Source organism: Streptomyces sp. NPDC002825 (assembly GCF_040295385.1).
GTDB lineage: Bacteria > Actinomycetota > Actinomycetes > Streptomycetales > Streptomycetaceae > Streptomyces.
The window spans coordinates 132,418-152,460 of the sequence record NZ_JBEOVH010000009.1 but is presented as its reverse complement, the minus strand read 5'-3'; the positions used below and the strand labels follow the sequence as shown (position 1 = coordinate 152,460).

At 71.6% G+C, this 20,043-nt stretch carries 15 protein-coding genes; 5 read left to right on the top strand and 10 right to left on the bottom strand.

Features of this window, described 5'->3' with window-relative positions; translation table 11 throughout:
• Positions 1-38 precede the first annotated feature (38 nt).
• Positions 39-3,056, top strand: coding sequence for an FxSxx-COOH system tetratricopeptide repeat protein (gene fxsT / locus ABT041_RS14845; protein ID WP_351183949.1), 3,018 nt, complete (start codon positions 39-41; stop codon positions 3,054-3,056).
• A gap of 87 nt (positions 3,057-3,143) precedes the next feature.
• Here the strand turns inward: fxsT and ABT041_RS14840 are convergent, their stop codons facing one another.
• The 5 genes from ABT041_RS14840 to surE form a co-directional block, all read right to left on the bottom strand.
• Positions 3,144-6,929 (bottom strand): multifunctional oxoglutarate decarboxylase/oxoglutarate dehydrogenase thiamine pyrophosphate-binding subunit/dihydrolipoyllysine-residue succinyltransferase subunit, encoded by a 3,786-nt coding sequence (locus ABT041_RS14840; protein WP_351183947.1) that lies wholly within the window; start codon positions 6,927-6,929, stop codon positions 3,144-3,146.
• A gap of 311 nt (positions 6,930-7,240) precedes the next feature.
• Positions 7,241-8,293: a HAMP domain-containing sensor histidine kinase gene (locus ABT041_RS14835; protein WP_351184112.1), complete on the bottom strand. Its 1,053-nt coding sequence runs from the start codon at positions 8,291-8,293 to the stop codon at positions 7,241-7,243.
• A 56-nt stretch (positions 8,294-8,349) separates the two neighbouring features.
• Complete coding sequence (locus tag ABT041_RS14830; protein ID WP_030688813.1) at positions 8,350-9,087, bottom strand: response regulator transcription factor; 738 nt, start codon at positions 9,085-9,087, stop codon at positions 8,350-8,352.
• Positions 9,088-9,158: 71 nt separating this feature from the next.
• Positions 9,159-9,830: a spermidine synthase family protein gene (locus ABT041_RS14825; RefSeq protein ID WP_351183945.1), complete on the bottom strand. Its 672-nt coding sequence runs from the start codon at positions 9,828-9,830 to the stop codon at positions 9,159-9,161.
• Between the two features lie 84 nt (positions 9,831-9,914).
• Positions 9,915-11,006, bottom strand: a complete 1,092-nt coding sequence (gene surE / locus ABT041_RS14820; protein ID WP_351183943.1) for a 5'/3'-nucleotidase SurE — start codon at positions 11,004-11,006, stop codon at positions 9,915-9,917.
• A 183-nt stretch (positions 11,007-11,189) separates the two neighbouring features.
• Between surE and ABT041_RS14815 the strand changes: the two genes are divergently transcribed.
• On the top strand, positions 11,190-11,831 hold the full coding sequence (locus ABT041_RS14815; RefSeq protein ID WP_351183941.1) for a TetR/AcrR family transcriptional regulator: 642 nt from the start codon (positions 11,190-11,192) through the stop codon (positions 11,829-11,831).
• Positions 11,832-11,844: 13 nt separating this feature from the next.
• On the opposite strand, the gene ABT041_RS14810 is transcribed toward ABT041_RS14815, so the two are convergent.
• Together ABT041_RS14810 and ABT041_RS14805 are read right to left on the bottom strand one after the other, a co-directional pair.
• A complete protein-coding gene (locus ABT041_RS14810) occupies positions 11,845-12,366 on the bottom strand; it encodes a hypothetical protein (RefSeq protein WP_351183939.1) in 522 nt (173 codons plus the stop codon).
• 109 nt (positions 12,367-12,475) lie between these two features.
• Positions 12,476-13,123, bottom strand: coding sequence for a GNAT family N-acetyltransferase (locus tag ABT041_RS14805; RefSeq protein ID WP_351183937.1), 648 nt, complete (start codon positions 13,121-13,123; stop codon positions 12,476-12,478).
• 131 nt (positions 13,124-13,254) lie between these two features.
• Here ABT041_RS14805 and lon point away from each other — a divergent pair, with 131 nt between their 5' ends.
• Positions 13,255-15,666 carry an endopeptidase La gene (gene lon / locus ABT041_RS14800; protein ID WP_351183935.1) on the top strand — a complete coding sequence of 804 codons (2,412 nt, stop codon included), beginning with the start codon at positions 13,255-13,257 and terminating at the stop codon, positions 15,664-15,666.
• A 100-nt stretch (positions 15,667-15,766) separates the two neighbouring features.
• Positions 15,767-16,360, top strand: coding sequence for a DUF4240 domain-containing protein (locus ABT041_RS14795; protein WP_351183933.1), 594 nt, complete (start codon positions 15,767-15,769; stop codon positions 16,358-16,360).
• 82 nt (positions 16,361-16,442) lie between these two features.
• Here ABT041_RS14795 and ABT041_RS14790 read toward each other — a convergent pair whose 3' ends face one another.
• Together ABT041_RS14790 and ABT041_RS14785 are read right to left on the bottom strand one after the other, a co-directional pair.
• Complete coding sequence (locus ABT041_RS14790; protein WP_351183931.1) at positions 16,443-17,327, bottom strand: lytic polysaccharide monooxygenase auxiliary activity family 9 protein; 885 nt, start codon at positions 17,325-17,327, stop codon at positions 16,443-16,445.
• A gap of 197 nt (positions 17,328-17,524) precedes the next feature.
• Positions 17,525-18,364 carry a lysozyme gene (locus ABT041_RS14785; protein WP_351183929.1) on the bottom strand — a complete coding sequence of 280 codons (840 nt, stop codon included), beginning with the start codon at positions 18,362-18,364 and terminating at the stop codon, positions 17,525-17,527.
• A gap of 236 nt (positions 18,365-18,600) precedes the next feature.
• Between ABT041_RS14785 and ABT041_RS14780 the strand changes: the two genes are divergently transcribed.
• Positions 18,601-19,083, top strand: coding sequence for a MarR family winged helix-turn-helix transcriptional regulator (locus ABT041_RS14780; protein WP_351183927.1), 483 nt, complete (start codon positions 18,601-18,603; stop codon positions 19,081-19,083).
• A 26-nt stretch (positions 19,084-19,109) separates the two neighbouring features.
• Here ABT041_RS14780 and ABT041_RS14775 read toward each other — a convergent pair whose 3' ends face one another.
• Positions 19,110-19,937 carry a hypothetical protein gene (locus ABT041_RS14775; RefSeq protein ID WP_351183926.1) on the bottom strand — a complete coding sequence of 276 codons (828 nt, stop codon included), beginning with the start codon at positions 19,935-19,937 and terminating at the stop codon, positions 19,110-19,112.
• Positions 19,938-20,043: the final 106 nt, after the last annotated feature.

Sequence of the window (20,043 nt, the reverse complement as noted above, 5' to 3'; positions counted from 1 at the left end):
CACTGCGTTGCGCGCGAGCGGGACGGGAGACACGACAGATGGCGGAACAGCGGTCGGGCGGTACGGCGGACCACGGGGCCGGAAGAGCGCCGGAACACGTCCTCGTGGTCTTCCCCGGCTATCACCGCCCGTGGGCGACCTGGATCAACCAACGGCTCGACGCGTACGGGGTGCGCGCGAGCCTGCAGCGCTGGGACCCGCCCCGCGAGGTGCCCCTGGAGGACTCGCTCGGCGACCTGCTGCTCGCCAGGGGCCAGGTGCTGCTCGTCCTGGACGACTGGTTCTTCCAGCTCGGCCCGCGCCCGGCGGGCGAGTGGAACGACGCGCTGCGCGGCTTCGTCGCCGCCCACGCCGACCGCTTCGCCGCGGTCAACCTCACCAACCGGACCCTGCTCCCGGCCACCGCCGTCCTCGAACCCGTCAGCCTGTGGGGCGTCGGCGAGGAGGAGGCCGAAGCCCGGCTGCTCAGCCGGCTCGGCATCGAGCCCCGCCGTGTCACCGGCCGCCGGCTGCCCGCCGGGGCACTCGTCCGCTTCCCGGACACCCCTCCCGAGATCTGGGGCGAGATCCCGCGCCGCAACCCGCGTTTCACCGGCCGGGACGACCTGCTCACCGAGCTCCAGGAACGGCTCATGGACGCCGAGCGCGGCAGCGCCGCGTGCACCCTGCTCGGCATGTCCGGCATCGGCAAGACCCAGCTCGCCGCCGAGTACGCCCACCGCTTCAGCTCCGACTACGACGTCGTGTGGTGGGTCAGCTCCGACGACCGCAACGTGCAGCGCGACCGCTTCGGCGAGCTCGCCACCGAACTCGGCCTCCCCACCGGCAACGAACCCGGCGAACGCATCCGCGCCGTCCGCGAGGCCCTGCGCCGGGGCGACCCGCACTCCCGCTGGCTCATCGTCTTCGACGGCTGGGACGACACGGACGGCGTGAACGTCATGCTGCCGCACGGCCCCGGCCACGTCCTCGTCACCTCGCGCAACCGCGGCTGGGGCGACTACACCGACATCCTCGAAGTCCCCGGCTTCGACCGCGCCGAGTCCACCGCCTACCTGATGCGGCGCGCCCCGCACGTCACGGCGCCCGAGGCCGACGAGGTCGCCGCCGAGTTCGGGGACGTCCCGCTGCCGCTCGTCCAGGCCGCGGCCTGGCTCGGCGAGTCCCGCATGGACGTCTCCGAATACCTGCACATGGTCCGCGAAGGACGGATCTCCGCCGTCGAACCGTCCGGCGACGGCTTCCCGCAGGCATCCCTGACCTCCTGGTCGATACTGATCAACCGGCTCCGACGCGCGCAGCCGCAGGCCATCGACGTGCTCAGCCTGTGCGCCTCCTTCGCCCCCGGGCGCATCCCGCTCGGTCTCATCCGCGCCTATCCGCAGGCGGACCTTCCCGAGGACCTGCGCTGGATGGTCACCGACCTCGCCGCCTGGTCCCGGGCCCTGGACACCCTGGTCAACTACTCGGTGCTCACCCGCGAGACCCGGGGGCCCGTCAACAACGCCGAGGTGGGGCCCCACCAGGAGTCCGTGCACATGCACCGGCTCGTCCACGACATCGTCGCCCGGCTCACCGAGGGCGACCACCGCGAAGCCCACCGCAAGGCCGTCCGCACCCTGCTCGCCGAGGCCGACCCCGGCAACCCCATGGACAGCCGGCACTGGCCCCGTTACGCGGAACTCCTGCCCCATCTGGAGCCCTCCGGAGCGCTCCTCAGCCGCAACCCGCGCGTCCAGACCGCCGTGCTCAACTGCCTGCGCTACTGCTTCCGCAGCGGCGAGTTCAAGGCCGGCGTCCAGCTCGCCGAGAAGATCCGGGCCAACTGGTCCACCTTCATGGGCCCGCTGGACCAGCCCATGCTCGACCTGACCACCCAGCAGGGCAACATCCTGCGCTCCTTCGGGCGCTTCCGCGACGCGTACGACCTCGACCTCGCCCAGCGCGACCGCCTCGCCGCCGCACAGCCCCCCAACGACCTCGGCACGCTGCTCTCCAACAACGCAATCTGCAGCGACCTGCGCTTCCTCGGCCAGTACAAGGAGTCGGAGAAGCTCCAGCGCCAGGTGCTCGCCGACGCCGAACGCCTGCTGGGCGAGAGCGAGTTCTCCACCCTCGTCGCCCGGCACAACCTCGGCGTCACCCTGCGGCAGCTCGGCCGCTTCCGCGAGGCGTACGAGTCGGACGCCGAGACCCTCGCCCGCAGCGAGCGGGTGCTCGGCAAACGCCACTCCCACACCCTCAACTCCAGCAACGCCCTCGTCCACGACCTGCGTCTGCTCGGTCAGTACCGCGAAGCCCTCGCCCGCCAGGAGTCCAACGTCCTGCGCCATGTGCAGGTGCTCGGCCCCCAGCACCTCCAGACCCTCTACGCCCGCACCCAGCTCGCCCTGTGCCGGCGTCGCGAGGGCGGCTTCCAGCAGGATCTCGGCGCCACCATGGCCAGCCTGCTCGACCAGCTCGAGCAGGTGCACGGCCGCACCCACTACATCACGCTCACCTCCCTCAACAACTACGCCAACTTCCTGCGCGAGCACGGCGACCTCGACCACGCCCGCGAGCTCAGCCACGAGGCCGAGGCCGGCTACCGCGCCCTCCTCGGTCCCGCGCACCCGGTCGCCACCGGCGTCCTCGCCAACACCGCCCTCGTCCTCCAGGCGTCGGGCGAACGCGCGGACGCCCTGGCCATCCTGGAGGCCGCGCTCGCCGGACTGGCCTCCTCGCTCGGCCCCGACCACCCCTGGGTGCTCGGCTGCGCGCTCAACACCAGTGCCGCCCGCAACTTCAACGGACGGGTGCACGACGCCGCCGAGCTCAGCCGGGACACCCTGCGCCGAGCCCGGCACACCCTCGGCAACGAGCACCCGCTCACCCTGTCGAGCCAGGTGGCCCTCGCCACCGACCTGCGCGGCCTCAGGGAGAACGAGGAGGCGAGCAAGCTGGAGGAGGACGCCCTGCTCACCCTCACCCGCACCCTCGGCGCCCAGCACCCGCACACCCTGTCGGCGCGCCAGCGCAACAGGCCCTACTGGGACTTCGAGGCCAACCTGGGCTGACCGCCCGTACGACAGCGGGAAACGCCGGAGGCCCGGCACCCCACGCGGGGTGCCGGGCCTCCTTCCGTACGCGTACGGAGTGGTCGATCAGGCGTCGAAGACCTCGTTGACCAGCTGCTGCTGCTCCGCCTGGTGGCGCTTGGCCGAGCCGACCGCCGGGGAGGAGGAGTGCGGACGCGAGATCCGGCGCAGGCGCTCGCCCGCCGGGATGTCCGCACCGACCGCCAGGTCCAGGTGGTCGATCAGGTTGAGCGCGATGAACGGCCAGGCACCCTGGTTCGCCGGCTCCTCCTGCGCCCAGATGTACTTCGCGGCGTTCGGGTACTTGGCGATCTCGGCCTGCAGCTCGGCACCCGGCAGCGGGTACAGGCGCTCCAGACGGATGATCGCGGTCTCCGTGTCACCGCGCTTCTGACGCTCGGCCTCCAGGTCGTAGTAGACCTTGCCCGCGCAGAAGACGACCTTGCGGACGTTCGCCGGGTCGACCGTCGTGTCGCCGATCACCGGGCGGAAGCCGCCGGTGGTGAACTCCTCCACCTTGGACGCCGCGGCCTTCAGGCGCAGCATCGACTTCGGGGTGAAGACGATGAGCGGCTTGTGGTGCGGGTTGTGCACCTGCCAGCGCAGGAGGTGGAAGTAGTTCGACGGCAGCGTCGGCATGGCGACCGTCATGTTGTCCTGGGCGCACATCTGGAGGAAGCGCTCCGGGCGCGCGGACGAGTGGTCCGGGCCCTGGCCCTCGTAGCCGTGCGGAAGGAGCAGCGTGACGCCGGAGGTCTGGCCCCACTTCTGCTCGGCCGAGGAGATGAACTCGTCGACGACGGTCTGCGCGCCGTTGACGAAGTCACCGAACTGGGCCTCCCAGATGACCAGGGAGTCCGGGCGGGCCAGCGAGTAGCCGTACTCGAAGCCCATCGCCGCGTACTCGCTGAGCAGCGAGTCGTAGACGTTGTAGTGGGCCTGGTCCTCGGTCAGGTAGAGCAGCGGGGTGTAGTCCTCGCCGGTCTCCTGGTCGACCAGGACCGCGTGGCGCTGGCCGAAGGTGCCGCGGCGGGAGTCCTGGCCCGAGAGGCGGACCGGGGTGCCCTCCATCAGCAGGGAGCCGATGGCGAGGGTCTCGCCGAAGCCCCAGTCGATGGTGCCGTCGTCGATGGAGGCGGCACGGCGCTGCATCTGCGGGAGCAGACGCGGGTGGACCGTGATCCGCTCCGGGATGTTGACCTGCGACTCGGCGATCCGCTTCACGACCTCCTGGGAGACCGCGGTGGTGACGGCGACCGGGAACTCGGCCTGCGCGTCCGGCACGGTGGCCGACGCCGGGGCGGCGGTGGCCTCGCGGACCTCCGCGAACACCTTCTCCAGCTGGCCCTGGAAGTCCTGGAGCGCCTGCTCCGCCTCTTCGAGGGTGATGTCGCCGCGACCAATGAGCGACTCGGTGTACAGCTTGCGCACCGAACGCTTCTTGTCGATCAGGTTGTACATCTGCGGGTTGGTGAACTGCGGGTTGTCGCCCTCGTTGTGACCGCGGCGGCGGTAGCAGATGAGGTCGATGACGACGTCCTTGTTGAACGTCTGGCGGAACTCGAAGGCGAGCCGCGCGACGCGGACCACGGCCTCCGGGTCGTCGCCGTTCACGTGGAAGATCGGCGCCTCGATCATGCGGGCCACGTCGGTCGCGTACATCGAGGAACGCGAGGACTCCGGGGCGGCGGTGAAGCCGACCTGGTTGTTGATGACGATGTGGACCGTGCCGCCGGTGCGGTAGCCCCGCAGCTGCGACATGTTCAGCGTCTCGGCGACGACGCCCTGGCCGGCGAAGGCCGCGTCGCCGTGGAGGGCGACGGGCAGGACGGTGAAGTCCGTGCCGCCCTTGTTGATGACGTCCTGCTTGGCGCGGACGACACCCTCGAGGACCGGGTCGACCGCCTCCAGGTGCGAGGGGTTGGCGGTGAGCGAGACCTTGATCTGCTCGCCGTCCAGGCCGGTGAAGGTGCCCTCGGCGCCCAGGTGGTACTTGACGTCGCCGGAGCCGTGCATCGACTTCGGGTCGAGGTTGCCCTCGAACTCGCGGAAGATCTGCGCGTACGACTTGCCGACGATGTTCGCCAGGACGTTCAGGCGGCCGCGGTGGGCCATGCCGATGACGACCTCGTCGAGGCGCGACTCGGCGGCCGAGTCGATGACCGCGTCGAGCAGCGGGATGACGGACTCGCCGCCCTCCAGGGAGAAGCGCTTCTGGCCGACGTACTTCGTCTGCAGGAAGGTCTCGAAGGCCTCGGCCGCGTTCAGCCGGCGCAGGATCCGCAGCTGCTCCTCGCGCTCCACGCGGGAGTGCGGGCGCTCGACGCGGTCCTGGATCCACTTGCGCTGCTTCGGGTCCTGGATGTGCATGAACTCGACGCCGGTGGTGCGGCAGTACGAGTCGCGGAGCACGCCGAGGATGTCGCGGAGCTTCATCATCGACTTGCCGGCGAAGCCGCCGACCGCGAACTCGCGCTCCAGGTCCCACAGGGTGAGGCCGTGCTCGGTGATGTCCAGGTCGGGGTGCTTGCGCTGCTTGTACTCCAGCGGGTCGGTGTCGGCCATGACGTGGCCGCGGACCCGGTAGGAGTGGATGAGCTCGAAGACGCGCGCGGCCTTGGTGACGTCGTCGTCGTGCGAGGCGTCGATGTCCTTGAGCCAGCGGACCGGCTCGTAGGGGATGCGCAGGGCCTTGAAGATCTCGTCGTAGAAGCCCTCCTCGCCGAGGAGGAAGTTGGCGACGACGCGCAGGAACTCGCCGGAGGCGGCGCCCTGGATGACGCGGTGGTCGTACGTCGAGGTCAGGGTCATGACCTTGGAGATGCCCAGCTTGTTCAGGGTGTCCTGGGAGGTGCCCTGGAACTCGGCCGGGTAGTCCATCGAGCCGACGCCCATGATGACGGACTGACCGGGCATCAGACGCGGCACGGAGTGGACGGTGCCGAGGCCGCCGGGGTTGGTCAGGGAGACCGTGACGCCGGTGAAGTCCTCCATCGTCAGCTTGCCCACGCGGGCGCGCTTGACGATGTCCTCGTAGGCCTGCCAGAACTCGAAGAAGTTGAGCGTCTCGGCCTTCTTGATGCCCGCGACGACGAGCTGGCGGTCGCCGTTCGGCTTGACCAGGTCGATCGCGAGGCCGAAGTTCACGTGGTCCGGCTTGACCAGGGTCGGCTTGCCGTCCTTCTCCGCGAAGGAGTAGTTCATCGACGGCATGGCCTTGATCGCCTGCACCATCGCGTAGCCGATGAGGTGCGTGAAGGAGATCTTCCCGCCCCGGGCGCGCTTCAGGTGGTTGTTGATCACGATCCGGTTGTCGAAGAGCAGCTTCACCGGGACGGCGCGGACGGACGTGGCCGTCGGCACATCGAGGGAGGCGTTCATGTTCTTCGCGACCGCGGCGGCGGGGCCGCGCAGCGTGATCAGCTCGGGGCCGGCGGGGGCCTCGGTGGCCTCCTTGGCCTTCACCGGGGCCGGGGCGGCGGCGGCCGGCTTCGCGGCGGCCGGCGCGGGGGCCGCGGCAGGCTTCACGGGAGCCGGGGCCGCGACCGGGGCGGGCGCGGGGGCCGGAACGGCCGCCGGAGCCGAAGGCGCGGCCTGTGCGGGGCCCGCCTGCGGCGCGACGGGCGCGCTCTGCGTGGTGGTGGCCGGGGCGGCCGGGGTCTCCGACGCTCCGGGCTTGTAGTCGGCGAAGAAGTCCCACCAGGCACGATCGACCGAATTCGGGTCCTGGAGGTACTGCTGGTAGATCTCGTCGACGAGCCACTCATTGGCACCGAAGGCGGCTGCGGGGCTCACGCCCTGCCCGTCTTGGTCTGCCGGGGAGCTCGGGGTACTGGGGGACTGAGACGACACGGCGGCAACCGCCCTCTTCCGCTTCGCAAGGTGATGGACAGCGGAAATAAAGGCTACGCCTGTCCGGCCGAGAGGTGCAGGCCAGGCACTCCAACGTTGCGCAAGTCACACTTGACAGGGTGTTTCGATGCCATGAATGGCGGGAAACAAGCGTGGTTCCGCATGTGTGAGGGTACGGAAAAGCGCGAGCACGGCCCGGTTCGGCCGCACCCCTGATCGCGTCCCGCTCACGTAGGCGCAGGTCCTGCTCACGTATACACAGGTCCCGCTCACGTACACGCAGAACGTGCGCTTCCGGTTCGAACCCTACGTCAATCCCGCGGGGGAAGGCTGCCCGGAAGAGTGACTCTGATGCGGCAGCCGCGTGACGATTCGGCCACTCCGATCCCGCCGCCGTGCAGATCCACCGCCCAGCGGGCGATCGCGAGCCCGAGGCCCGTGCCGCCGTCGCTGCCGGGACCCTGGCGGTCCGGGACCGAGCCCCGGTTGAACCGCTCGAAGACCTTGTGCCGCTCCGACTCCGGGATGCCGGGACCCTCGTCCTCGACCTCCAGCTCCAGCGAGTCCGGATACGGGCCGCGCCGGGCCCGCACCGTGACGCGGCCGTGCGGCGGGGAGTGCTTCACCGCGTTGTCGATGAGGTTCGCCATCACCTGGTGCAGCCGCTCCGCGTCCGCGTGGGCGACCAGCTCGGGCGGCGACACGTCCAGGTGCAGATGCACGTCCGTACGCCGGTGGAGGCCCGAGGTGGACGACAGGCCCCGCTGGGAGGCGGCCAGGTTCGCCTCCCGCAGCACCCCCGACAGATAGGGCCAGACCTCGAAACGGCTCGCCCGGAGCGTGACGACACCGTTGTCAAGACGTGACAGGTCGAGCAGGGTCTCCACCAGCCTGCCGAGCCGCTCCGTCTGCTTCAGCGCCGACCGCATGGTCTCCGGATCGGCCTCGGACACCCCGTCCACGACGTTCTCCAGGACGGCCCGCAGCGCCGCGATCGGCGTGCGCAGCTCGTGCGAGACATTCGCCACGAGTTCCTTGCGGTGCCGGTCGACGGCCTCCAGGTCGTCCGCCATGCGGTTGATCGTCGACGCGAGGTCGCCCAGCTCGTCCCGCCGGTCCGCGCCCCGCACCCGCCGGCTGAAGTCCCCGCGGGAGATCGACCCGGCCACCGTGTTCATCTCGTCGAGCGGAGCCGTCAGGGACTGCGCCACGAACTGGGTGATCAGCAGGGTCGCGATCATCGCGAAGATCGTGATGTACCGGAACTCCGTGGACGTGCGGATCGCGACCAGGGCCAGGCAGGAGGTCAGCAGGACCGCCCCCACGACCAGGGCGCCCAGCTTGGTCTTGATCGAGATCACGATCCGACGGGGCCCGTGCGGTCCCCGTCCCCCGTGCGGCCTCCCGGGCCCCGGCCGGTTCACGGCGCCGGGGTCTCCAGCGCGTAACCGACGCCGTGGACCGTACGGATCCGCTCGGCCCCGATCTTCCGGCGCAGCGCCTTGATGTGGCTGTCCACCGTCCGGGTGCCGGAGGCGTCCGCCCAGTCCCACACCTCGGCGAGCAGCTGCTCGCGGGAGAGGACCGCCCGCGGCGTGCTCGCCAGGCAGACGAGCAGGTCGAACTCGGTCGGGGTCAGGTGCACGTCCTCCGCGCGGACCCGGACCCGGCGCTGCGCGTGGTCGATCTCCAGCTCGCCCAGGCGCAGGATCCCGCTGCGCGGGGTGACCGCCGCGAGCGCGGCCCGCTCGACCCGGCGCAGCAGCACGTGCACCCGGGCGGCCAGCTCGCGCATCGAGAACGGCTTGGTCATGTAGTCGTCCGCGCCGACGCCGAGCCCGACCAGCATGTCGGTCTCGTCGTCGCGGGCGGTCAGCATGAGGACCGGGACGGGGCGCTGGGCCTGGACCCTGCGGCACACCTCCAGGCCGTCGAAGCCGGGCAGCATGACGTCCAGGACCATCAGGTCCGGCTGCCAGGCCTCGGCCGCGTCCACGGCCGCGGGACCGTCGGTCGCGGTCTGGACGAGGAAGCCCTCGGCGCGCAGCCGCGCGGAGATCGCCTCCACGATCGTGGCGTCGTCCTCGACCACCAGGACGCGCCGCTGGGCCCCCGGAGTGGCCGCCGCACCGTGGTGAGTGGTGTGTGTCTGCTCCATTGCCCCGCCTCGCGTCGCCGATGTCGGTGCAGCAGCCTAGAGGTACCGACGGCGTCCCGGCTATCCAGGAGTTATCCGGGACGGACGGCGAGGTGGACCACGTCGGGGACGCCCCGGGCAACGGGGATCTCTTCCGTCCGTACCCCGCTGAATCCGGCATTCCGCAACGACTCTTCGAAATCGGCGGACGGCTGCGCGGACCACACGGCGAGGATCCCGCCGGGGTGGAGACGGGCCGCGCAGGCCGCCAATCCCTCGGCCGAGTACAGGGATTCGTTGTCCTCGGTGACCGTCCAGTCGGGGCCGTTGTCGATGTCCAGACAGAGGGCGTCGTAGGTGTCCGTGGTGGTACGGAGATAGGTCACCAGGTCCGTGTGCAGGATCACGGTCCGCGGATCGGCGAGCGCGGCTCCGGAGATCGCGGCGAGGGGGCCCTGCCGGTGCCAGTCGATGATCGCCTCCTCACGCTCCGCGACCGTGATGCGGCCCCAGCGGGGGTCGGCGGCGGCGTGGGCGAGGGAGAAGCCGACGCCCAGGCCGCCGATGAGGACGGAGGCGCCGGTACGGGTCGGCTCGGGCAGGGCGGCCATCGCCGCGTCGATCAGGAGCCGCTCGGAGCGCCCGTCGGAGGTGTCCATCAGGAAGGTGCCGTTGGCGATGATCTCGTAGTGCTCGGCACGGCGGCGCAGGACAACTTCTCCGTACGGCCCTTCACGGCGGTCGAGGGTGACGGGGCTGGTCATGATCACTCCGTGGCTCGTGTGCGTACGGTTCGTCCCGGCCATCCTCGCGAAGCGGCGACGGCCGGGACAAACGCATAACGAGCCTTACGGGCGCGGGGCTTCCCGCTCCACGTACCGCTCGATCGCCTTCAGCTCGCGGCGGGCGCCGACCGGGCTGCCATAGGTGCGGTCCCAGGTGACGGGGGCGACGGTGACGTGGCCCTTGTCGAGCAGCCAGGTGGAGTCGGCGTCCTTCCGGCCCTCGGCGCACTCGCCCTCGCCGGTGCCGTCCACCGGGCAGAGGCCGAGGGTGATGTCGAAGGAGTCGCCGCCGCCGCGCTGCTCGAAGGCGTGGTAGACGACGGCGCCGTCCCCGACGCGCGTCCAGACCGGGGCCCCGGCCCGCTGCCCGGCGCTGACGTCGGGGTAGTCGACCTTGAGGGCGAACTCCGGGGTGAGCAGCTCGCGCTGCTCGAGGCCCGCGACGAAACGGGCGCCGAACTCGGCGTTCGCGCGGTAGTTGACCCGCGGGAAGGCCGTGTTCGTCTCGTCGCCGGAGGAGGAGAACGCGATCGCGGGCACGCCCTGGTCGATCGCGGCGACGGCGGCGCCCACGGTGCCGGAGTCGTTCACGCTCGCGGAGACGTTGGGACCGGAGTTGATGCCGGTGAGGACCAGGTCGGGGGCCTCGGTCCAGCCGGCCTTGGCCCTGAGGCCGGCGCGCAGGGCGAGCTTGACGGTGTCGGCGGGGGTGGCGGACGGGGAGTCCTTCACGCACGGGCCGGCGGAGAGGCAGACGCCGTAGACCGCGCCTCCGGAGGGCGCCTGGGCGCAGTCGTCCTCGTAGCCCGCGGGCAGGGCGGTGCGGCGCTGGGCGGTGAGGACGCCGCCGTTGGTGACGGCGGTGCCCTTGCCGGACTGGACCTGCCAGGGCGCCATGACGACGACGTCGGCCCCGGCGGCGCACATCGCGCGGCGGAGCTCGTACAGGCCGAGACCGTCGGAGTTGCTCGCCTTCGCCGCCTGCATCGAGTCGTCGTTGGAGATCAGGATCCGCATGCCGGCGAGGGGGAGGGAGCTCTCGGTGCTGTCGGGGGTGGTGGCGTAGGCGGTGGCGCCGGCGGTGGCGGCGAGTACGGCGGCGGCCGCGGAGAGCGCGAGGTGCGAGCGCATGCTGTTCGGTCCCTTCATGGGCATGACAGGCGGGTACGGGAAGAGATCCGGGGCCCGGCCCCCCACGGGCCGGGCCCGGGCCGACGGCGGTGCCGGCCTCTGGCGGCCTCAGGCTAAGCGTGAAAACCGAGTGACCACTAGGTTTCGTGTTTGTGTCCTGGATCACATGGCGGAGGTCCGGTTTTCCGGCCCGGTTAAGGTGTCCGCATGGCGGAGAACACGGGCCCGGCGACCCGCAGAAGCGCAGGCAGGGGCAGCTATGCGGTCGGTGACGCGCGCCGCCGGAAGATCCTGGACACCGCCGTCGAGCACTTCGGCCAGTGGGGCTTCCACGCCTCCTCCCTCGCCCGCATCGCCCACGACTGCGGGATCACCCAGGGCGGCCTGCTCCACCACTTCCGCAGCAAGGAGGACCTGCTCCTCTCCGTCCTCGCGCAGAGCGAACAGCACGACGTGGAGCGCCTGCTCGGCGTCGAACCCGAGTCGTACGCCGCCTATCTGGAGACCCTCGTCTCCCTCGTCGAGGAGAACACCAGGCGCCCCGGCATCGTCCGGATGTTCAACGTCCTGGTGGGCGAGTCCGGCAACGTCGGCCATCCCGCGCACGACTACTTCAAGGAGCGCTACGCGCGCGTGCTCCGGAGCACCGTCGCACTCCTGGAGAAGGCGGTGCGCTCGGGCGAGCTCCGCGCCGACACCGACTGCCTGGCCGTCGCCCGGGAACACCTCGCCGTGATGGACGGCCTGCAGATCCAGTGGGCCCTCGACCCGTCCTCGATGGACATGCCGGCCCGGGTGGGCGCCTACCTCCGGCGCCGGTACGCGGAGATCGCGGCGCCCTCGGAGTGACGGGGCCTCCCGCTCACGGGTTCGTCGGCGGACCGCCCTCCGGAAGGGCGGCGAAGACGCGCTCGAGGGCGGGCGGACGCTCGTGGTCGTCCGCGACGACCAGGCGGTGGCGGTAGGTGACGTAGTACTGGAAGCCGTCCGGGATCGGGCTGCCCGTGGGGCGCTCCGGGACCAGGGCGAACGCGGGGTCCTCCAGGGCCGCCCGCAGTTCGGCCGCCTCGGCGGGGGTCTGCTTGCCGGTCCGGGGCGGCTTGGTGCCGGAGCGGCTGGTCCAGCTGCCGTCGTAGTGGACGACGAGCTGGTTGCGGACGCCGGCGAGACCGCCGTTGACGACCACCTCGACGAGGACCTCGCCCGGCTGCGGGTCCGCCGCCGGTGTGCCCGGCTCCGTCGTCGGGGTCGGCGCGCTGACGCTCGACGGCGACCCGGGTGCGGACGGCGTCCCGGGGCCGCAGCCGCTCACGCCGCCGGCCAGGATCCCCGCGAGCAGCAGGGCCCCGCACCACGTCCACCTTCCCCGTACGCCTCGCACCATGGATCGAGCATGCCCCGACCGGGGCCCCGCGCGCAGCCGGACGGGAAGGATTCCCCCGTCGCACCGCAGGACGGGACCCTCCCGGGCCCCCGGTCGCCCACCGGTCCCGTCAGTCCCCCTCCGGTCCCGTCCGGACGATCCCGGTGAGCGGCCCCCGGTAGCGCCAGTCCAGCGAGTCGTACAGCGCGAGGCCGTCCGTGGTCGCGGCGAGCACGCCGGTCTCGGCGCCCGCCTGCGCGGCGGCGGCCTCCAGGGTGCGCATGACGTTCGCCCCGAGGCCCCGGCGCCGGTGCGCGGGGTCCGTCTCGATCTGGTCGGCGACGGCGGTGGAGCCGGTGGGGGCGATCTGGCCGCGCGCGGCGAGGGTGCCGTCGGGGGCGAGGATCCGGACGCGGATGACGCCGTCCTCGACCTCGGTGGTCCTGGCGTACCCCTCGGGCGGCGCGGGGCGGGCGCCCGGGTCCAGCGGCTTGACCATCATGAAGCCCGGGTCGTCGGGGACCGTCCACCCCTCGGTGATCCACGCCGCCGCCTCCTCGGGGCCCGCCATCACCTTGAGCCAGCTGTACGGCGCGGTCAGCCGGGCGCACAGCGCGCCGACGGAGGCCGCGTCGGGGGCGGGCAGCACGTGCCGCACGACGTGCCGGGGCAGACCGACGTCGATCCGGTAGCCCCAGGGCTCGGGGACGGCCAGCGGGGTGCCCCGAGAGACGGTCCACCCCGCCACCCAGGCATCGGTAATAGCTCCTATATCCATTGAGCCATTACATCGGCTCCATGTGGACGTGTGTGGCGGTGATCGCTCAGAGCGAACGAACGTCCGGGAACATCCCCGTGCTCACAAGCATTGAGTGCGTATAGCTCAACTTGACTGCCGAAGGGGAGATCATGGCTTCTGAGTCCATGGCGTCCGTGCCGCTCACTCTGCCTGTGCTGCCGCTCGACGACGAGGTCGTGCTGCCCGGAATGGTGGTGCCGCTGGACCTGTCCGACACCGACGTACGGGCCGCCGTCGAGGCCGCCCAGGCCGCAGCCCGCACCGGAGCGGGCAAGCCCCGCGTGCTGCTCGTGCCGCGGGTCGACGGAACCTACGCCGGCACCGGCGTCCTGGGCATCGTCGAGCAGGTCGGGCGGCTGTCCGACGGCGATCCCGGCGCGCTCATCCGCGGCCTCGGCCGCGTCCGCATCGGCGCCGGCACCACCGGCCCCGGCGCCGCCCTGTGGGTCGAGGGCAGCACCGTCGAGGAGGCCCTGCCCGACCCGTTGCCCGGCTCCGTGACCGAACTGGTCAAGGAGTACAAGGCGCTGGCCACCAGCTGGCTCAAGAAGCGCGGCGCCTGGCAGGTCGTCGACCGCGTCCAGCAGATCGACGGCGTAGGCGCCCTCGCCGACAACTCCGGCTACTCGCCCTTCCTCAGCGTCGAGCAGAAGGTCGAACTCCTGGAGACCGCCGACCCGGTCGCCCGTCTCAAGCTGGCCACCGCCCAGCTCCGCGAGCACCTCGCCGAGCAGGACGTCGCCGAGACCATCGCCAAGGACGTCCAGGAGGGCGTCGACAAGCAGCAGCGCGAGTTCCTGCTCCGCCGCCAGCTCGAAGCCGTCCGCAAGGAGCTCCGCGAACTCAACGGCGAGGCCGAGGGCGAGGAGTCCGACGACTACCGCGCCCGCGTGGAGGCCGCCGACCTGCCCGAGAAGGTCCGCGAGGCCGCACTCAAGGAGGTCGAGAAGCTGGAGCGGTCCAGCGACCAGTCCCCCGAGGGCTCCTGGATCCGCACCTGGCTCGACACCGTCCTCGAACTGCCCTGGAACGAGCGGACCGAGGACCGCTACGACATCCGCGGCGCCCGCGCCGTCCTGGACGCCGAGCACGCCGGCCTCGACGACGTGAAGGAACGGATCACCGAGTACCTGGCCGTCCGCAAGCGGCGCTCCGACCGCGGCCTCGGCGTCGTCGGCGGCCGCCGCGGCGGAGCCGTCCTCGCCCTCGTCGGCCCGCCCGGCGTCGGCAAGACCTCCCTCGGCGAGTCCGTCGCCCACGCCATGGGCCGGAAGTTCGTGCGCGTCGCCCTCGGCGGCGTACGGGACGAGGCGGAGATCCGCGGACACCGGCGTACGTACGTGGGCGCCCTGCCCGGCCGGATCGTGCGCGCCATCAAGGAGGCCGGGTCCCTGAACCCGGTGGTCCTGCTCGACGAGATCGACAAGGTCGGCTCCGACTTCCGCGGCGACCCCGCGGCGGCGCTCCTCGAAGTCCTCGATCCGGCGCAGAACCACACCTTCCGCGACCACTACCTGGAGGTCGAACTCGACCTCTCCGACGTCGTCTTCCTGGCCACGGCCAACGTCCTCGAAGCCATCCCCGAGGCGCTCCTCGACCGCATGGAGCTCGTGCGCCTCGACGGCTACACGGAGGACGAGAAGATCGTCATCGCCCGTGACCACCTGCTCCCGCGCCAGCTGGAGCGGGCCGGTCTCGAGTCCGGCGAGGTCGTCCTGGAGGAGTCGGCACTGCGGAAGCTGGCCGGCGAGTACACCCGCGAGGCCGGCGTCCGCACCCTGGAGCGGTCGATCGCCCGGCTGCTCCGCAAGGTCGCGGCCCAGCACGAACTGGGCGACCGCGAGCTGCCGTTCACCATCGGCCCGGACGACCTGCGGGAGCTCATCGGGCGGCCGCACCACGTGCCGGAGTCGGCCCAGGACCCGGCGGAGCGGCGGACGGCCGTGCCCGGTGTCGCCACCGGACTCGCCGTGACCGGCGCGGGCGGTGACGTCCTCTTCGTCGAGGCCTCCCTCGCCGACCCGGAGACGGGCGCCGCCGGTCTGACCCTCACCGGCCAGCTGGGCGACGTGATGAAGGAGTCCGCGCAGATCGCGCTCTCCTTCCTCCGCTCGCACGGCGCGGAGCTGGAACTGCCCGTCACCGGCCTCAAGGACCGCGGCGTGCACATCCACTTCCCGGCGGGCGCGGTGCCCAAGGACGGGCCGAGCGCGGGCATCACCATGACGACCGCCCTCGCCTCCCTGCTGAGCGGCCGGCTCGTCCGCACGGACGTGGCCATGACCGGCGAGGTCTCCCTCACCGGCCGGGTCCTGCCGATCGGCGGCGTGAAGCAGAAGCTCCTCGCCGCGCACCGGGCGGGCATCACCACGGTCGTGATCCCCAAGCGGAACGAGGCCGACCTGGACGACGTCCCGGCCGAGATCCTGGAGAAGCTGGAGGTCCACCCGGTGACGGACGTCCGCCAGGTCCTGGAGATCGCCCTCGCCCCGGCGGTCGTGCCGGTGGACGTGGCCGCGTAACTCCCCACCCGCCGGAGCGGGGTGCCGGTCCCGGCACCCCGCTCCGGCGCGCCGGGATCTCGTTACCCGGATGTCAGTCGGGACTGGCATGCTCGTACGCATGAACGACGACGCCTTCTGGGCTCTCATCGACGAGTTGAGCCGCCGCCCCGGTGACCGGGACGAACGCCTCGAGTGGCTGCGGACGGAGCTGCTGCGGCGTCCGGCGGCCGAGAGCGTGGAGTTCCAGGTGCGTCTGGAGAGGGCGACCGAGCGTGCCGACACGCGCGCGATGTGGACGGCGGCGAACCGCATCGAGGGCGGCCACTGCTCGGACGACGGCCTGCACTACTTCACGCTCTGGCTGGTGGGCCAGGGACGGAAGGTGTACGAGTCGGTCCTCGCCGACCCGGACGCGCTGGCCGACGTGCCCGAGGTTCGCGCGCTCGTGGGCCGGCACGTCGACGACTGGTGCGACCACGACTGGCCCGAGTGGGAGGAGCTCGACTACGTCGCCCAGGACGCCTGGGACGAGCTGACGGGCCAGGAGGGCGACGACGGCGAGGAGTTCCTCGACGCCGTCGAGGAGGCGGAGGACGCCGCGGAGGCGGCGGGGGAGTGGGAAGAGGACGAGGAGTCTCGGGAGCCCCGGCCGGAGGGGTCGGCCATGCCCCGGCTCACCGCCCTCTTCCCGCTCGCCGCCTCCGGCTCCTAGGCGGTGACGCCCAGGGCCTGTCCGGCGCGCATTGATCAGACAGGCCCTCAGACAGGCCCTCAGACAGGCCCTCAGACAGGCCCTAGGACGCGGAGGAGTCGCGGCGGCGGCCGAGGAGCAGGCTGCCCGCCGCGAAGACGGTGAGGGCGCCGGCGCCCGTGAGGGCCATCGGGAGCGGCGAGGAGGGGGCTTCGGCGGTCTCGGCGGAGAGGGCCGGGGGCTGCTCGTCCCCGCCGTGGCCGGCGTGGCTCACGGTGGAGAGCGAGGCGCCCGCCGCGATCTTCGCCTCGGTCGGCGCCTGGGGCCGCGTCTGGGTCGTCGCCGTCGCCGTGCCGCCGAAGGTGACGTCCGAGCAGCTGTAGAAGGCCTCGGGGCTGTCGTTGCGCTGCCAGATCTTGTAGACGACGTGGCGGCCGGTGCGGGCCGGCAGCTTGCCGGTGAAGGTGTAGAAGCCGTCGGTCGCGGTGCGGGCCGTGTCATAGACGGCGACGGGGGTCGGGTCCAGGTCCGACCACTTCAGGGGCTGGGTCGGGTCGAAGCCCGCCTTGGTGATGTAGACCGTCATGGTGCCCGAGTGCGGGGCCGTCACCCGGACCTTGAAGTCGAAGGAGCCGGCCGCGACGGCGGTCGAGGGCCAGTCGGTGCGCGCCCAGTCCAGGGCACGGTACTTCTCGCGGTTGGCCGAGCAGAGCTTGCCGTCCGGGATCAGGGCCTGGTGCTGGCCCGCGGCGTTGGCGATGTTGACCTCGTTCCAGTCGTAGAGCGGCTGGGTGCCGGAGTCGGCGACGAGGTCCTTGCACACCTGTGAGTCGGGGCTCTCGGGGCCCTCGGCGTAGCAGGCGGCGATCCGGCTCACGGGGTTGAAGACGGCTCCGTGGGCGCTCGCGCCGGCGGGGGTGAGGCCGACGAGGGCTGCCGCGGCGGACAGGGCGGCGACGCCGGTGGCGGTACGGCGGGAGGACGGCATGCGGGGGCTCTCTCTCGTGCGTGGGGGAGTACGGAACGAGCAACGCGCTGGGAACGCACGGGAGTTGGGATCCCGGCGATCGCCGTAGAGCCTCGCATTGGTCCATACCAATGAGCAAGGGGGTGGGTGGAAAAACACGGAGCGGCCCCCCGGGGTGCCGCACACCCGGGAGGCCGCCCTGAGGGAGAGGGTGCCGGTCAGCCGTTCGCGAGGGCCTGTACGCGCGAGTAGTCCCCGTTGAAGTGGTTGTGGTCGCCGACCGTCGGGCCGGAGGACGTGTACTGCCAGATCGTGTAGTACGGCCAGCCGGCCGGGAGTTCACCGACCTCGGAGGCGTACCGCGCGATCCACAGCGGGTTGGTGGTGGAGAAGGCCGCGGAGTTGCCCGTGCACTGCTTCCACCAGCTCGTGGCCGTGTAGATCACCGGGTCGCGGCCCGTCCGGTACTTGTACCGGTTCACGAAGTCCTGGATCCAGGCGACCATGCCGGAGGCCGTCTTGCCGTAGCAGGTCGCGCCGTAGGGGTTCCACTCGATGTCGAGCACGCCCGGCAGTGTCTTGCCGTCCCGCGACCAGCCGCCGCCGTTGTTGACGAAGTAGTCGGCCTGGGCCGCTCCGCTCGTCGTGTCCGGGGTGGCGAAGTGGTACGTGCCGCGGATCATGCCGACGTTGTAGGAGCCGGTGTACTGCTGGGTGAAGTAGGTGTTCTTGTAGTACGTGCCTTCCGTCGCCTTGACGTAGGCCCACTTCACGCCGCTGTTCCACAGCGTGGACCAGGCCACGTTGCCGTTGTGGCTGGAGACGTCCACGCCCTCCGTCCACGTGGCCAGCGTGGAGAAGCCGCCGGGCTTGGCGCCCTGGCCGTCGTGCGCGATCACGCCCATGCCCATGTAGGCGGAGCCGCGCGGGGGGATCGCCTGACGGGCGCCGGGGTCCTGGGCGGCGGTGGCGGTGCCGGAGAGGCCGAGGGGGAGGAGGAGGGCCAGGGCCGCGAGGGCGACGCCGGCGAGGGTCGTTCCGGATCTGTGCACACGCATTGCGTGCCTCCGAAAGGCTCGGTGGGGGAGCGGTGGCGGCAGGCATGGCGACAATGCCTGGAATGGACATGTCATTCAGGGCTGCCGGAGAAGACGCTACGCACGTAGACCCGCCCTGCGGAAGGGGGCCTGGTTGCCGCCGTTGGTCTATGCCTGCGAAATACTGAAGGAGCTGCGGCGATGGACGTCGCCGGAAGAAACTTTCAGCGACCGGAAAGCGCGCGGGAGGTGCTGACGTGCACGGAAGCGGTACGGGAAATGAAGGCCGGGTCACCGGCGGAGGTGGTGTGGACCAGGAATTCCTCGCGCTCGAACGGGAACTGGCGGTCTTTCTCCGCCGCGCCCGCGCCCAGTCCGGCGAGATGGCCCGCGAGGTCCACCCCGAACTGGAGCCCGCCGCCTACGGCCTCTTCGTACGCCTCGACGACGCCGGACCCCAGCGGGCCACCGAACTCGCCGGATACTTCGGCGTCGGCAAGGCCACCATGAGCCGCCAGCTCCGTGCCCTGGAGGACCTCGGGCTCGTCGCCCGCGACCCCGACCCCGCCGACGGCCGCGCCTCGCTCGTCCGCCTCACCGAGGAGGGCCGCAGCCGCTTCCGCAGCGTCCGCGACGCCCGGCGCGAACGCTACGTCCGCAAACTCGCCGACTGGGACCGCGCCGAGGTCGCCGAACTCGCCCGCCTCCTCAACCACTTCAACGTCCGCTCGGAGGGCTGACCGGCAGGCCTCGGAGGCCGGGGACGTCAGCGGTCCGACAGCTCCGCGTACACCGCCGTCGCGTCGTCGTGCAGCTTCCAGCGGCGCACCCCGCCGGCCCGCGCGTCCTCCCCCGGACTCCCTCCGGGGGTACCCCCATCGCTTCGCTCCTCCAGGGCCCGCACCCGGCGGAGCAGGCCCGCCGGGCCCTCCTTGCGCAGGACGCCGAAGCAGTCCGCCCAGTCGCCCTCGCCGAACAGCTCCACCCAGCGGCTCGCCCCGTCCGTGAGCGCCGCCAGGGCCCGTACCTCCGCGCGCGGGCTCGTCCCGGTCACCGCCCGCTCCGCGACCGCCGGGTCCGCGGCGGCGGTGAAGAAGCCGCCCTCCCGGTTCCGCAGCCGGTCCGTGGCCGCCAGGGACCGCAGCACCTCGTCCGGCACCCGGTCGAGACGGTCGTCGCGCACGGCCCGCACCGCCCCGTCCGGGGCCTCCAGGAGCAGGACGGAGTCGGAGAGGACGAGGTGCTCGACCGACTCCTCGTCCCACCGGGCGAGCACCACCGTCGCCTGAGGCGTTCGCACGTGAGAAAGGTCACAGGTGTCGCGGTGGGCGTCCGCGGTGCGCCGGATTGCCAGCGAAAGGATCTCGGACAGGGGCATGTCCCGCCGGGAACCGGACAGTTCGGTCAAAGCCCCGCCCAGTCGCGCGGTGAACCACGGGACCGTGTGCACACAACCGTCATCACCGGCGGGAGGTGTGACGCCGTCGAGCAGGACGACCGTCCCACCGCTCCCCGACGCGGGCAGAACAGCGGCCCCCCAGTCCTCATTGGGGCGTTCGGGGCTGCCGGGAAGTGAGGCGACTTCGCTGCGCATGTCATCCAGTGTGCCCGCCCCCGCGCATTTTCCCGGGAACTCCTTCACCGGACCTGCAAATGACCGGAAATGGCCTGTACCAACCCGGCAGAAGCGGCGAGAGAGG

Bases quoted from the DNA above. Each gene is read 5' to 3' on its own strand.
- fxsT (WP_351183949.1), top strand. From the start codon at position 39: ATGGCGGAACAGCGGTCGGGCGGTACGGCGGACCACGGGGCCGGAAGA.
- ABT041_RS14830 (WP_030688813.1), bottom strand. From the start codon at position 9,087: ATGGAGCAGACACACACCACTCACCACGGTGCGGCGGCCACTCCGGGG.
- ABT041_RS14825 (WP_351183945.1), bottom strand. From the start codon at position 9,830: ATGACCAGCCCCGTCACCCTCGACCGCCGTGAAGGGCCGTACGGAGAA.
- surE (WP_351183943.1), bottom strand. From the start codon at position 11,006: ATGCCCATGAAGGGACCGAACAGCATGCGCTCGCACCTCGCGCTCTCC.
- ABT041_RS14815 (WP_351183941.1), top strand. From the start codon at position 11,190: ATGGCGGAGAACACGGGCCCGGCGACCCGCAGAAGCGCAGGCAGGGGC.
- ABT041_RS14810 (WP_351183939.1), bottom strand. From the start codon at position 12,366: ATGGTGCGAGGCGTACGGGGAAGGTGGACGTGGTGCGGGGCCCTGCTG.
- ABT041_RS14805 (WP_351183937.1), bottom strand. From the start codon at position 13,123: ATGGATATAGGAGCTATTACCGATGCCTGGGTGGCGGGGTGGACCGTC.
- lon (WP_351183935.1), top strand. From the start codon at position 13,255: ATGGCTTCTGAGTCCATGGCGTCCGTGCCGCTCACTCTGCCTGTGCTG.
- ABT041_RS14795 (WP_351183933.1), top strand. From the start codon at position 15,767: ATGAACGACGACGCCTTCTGGGCTCTCATCGACGAGTTGAGCCGCCGC.
- ABT041_RS14790 (WP_351183931.1), bottom strand. From the start codon at position 17,327: ATGCCGTCCTCCCGCCGTACCGCCACCGGCGTCGCCGCCCTGTCCGCC.
- ABT041_RS14785 (WP_351183929.1), bottom strand. From the start codon at position 18,364: ATGCGTGTGCACAGATCCGGAACGACCCTCGCCGGCGTCGCCCTCGCG.
- ABT041_RS14775 (WP_351183926.1), bottom strand. From the start codon at position 19,937: ATGCGCAGCGAAGTCGCCTCACTTCCCGGCAGCCCCGAACGCCCCAAT.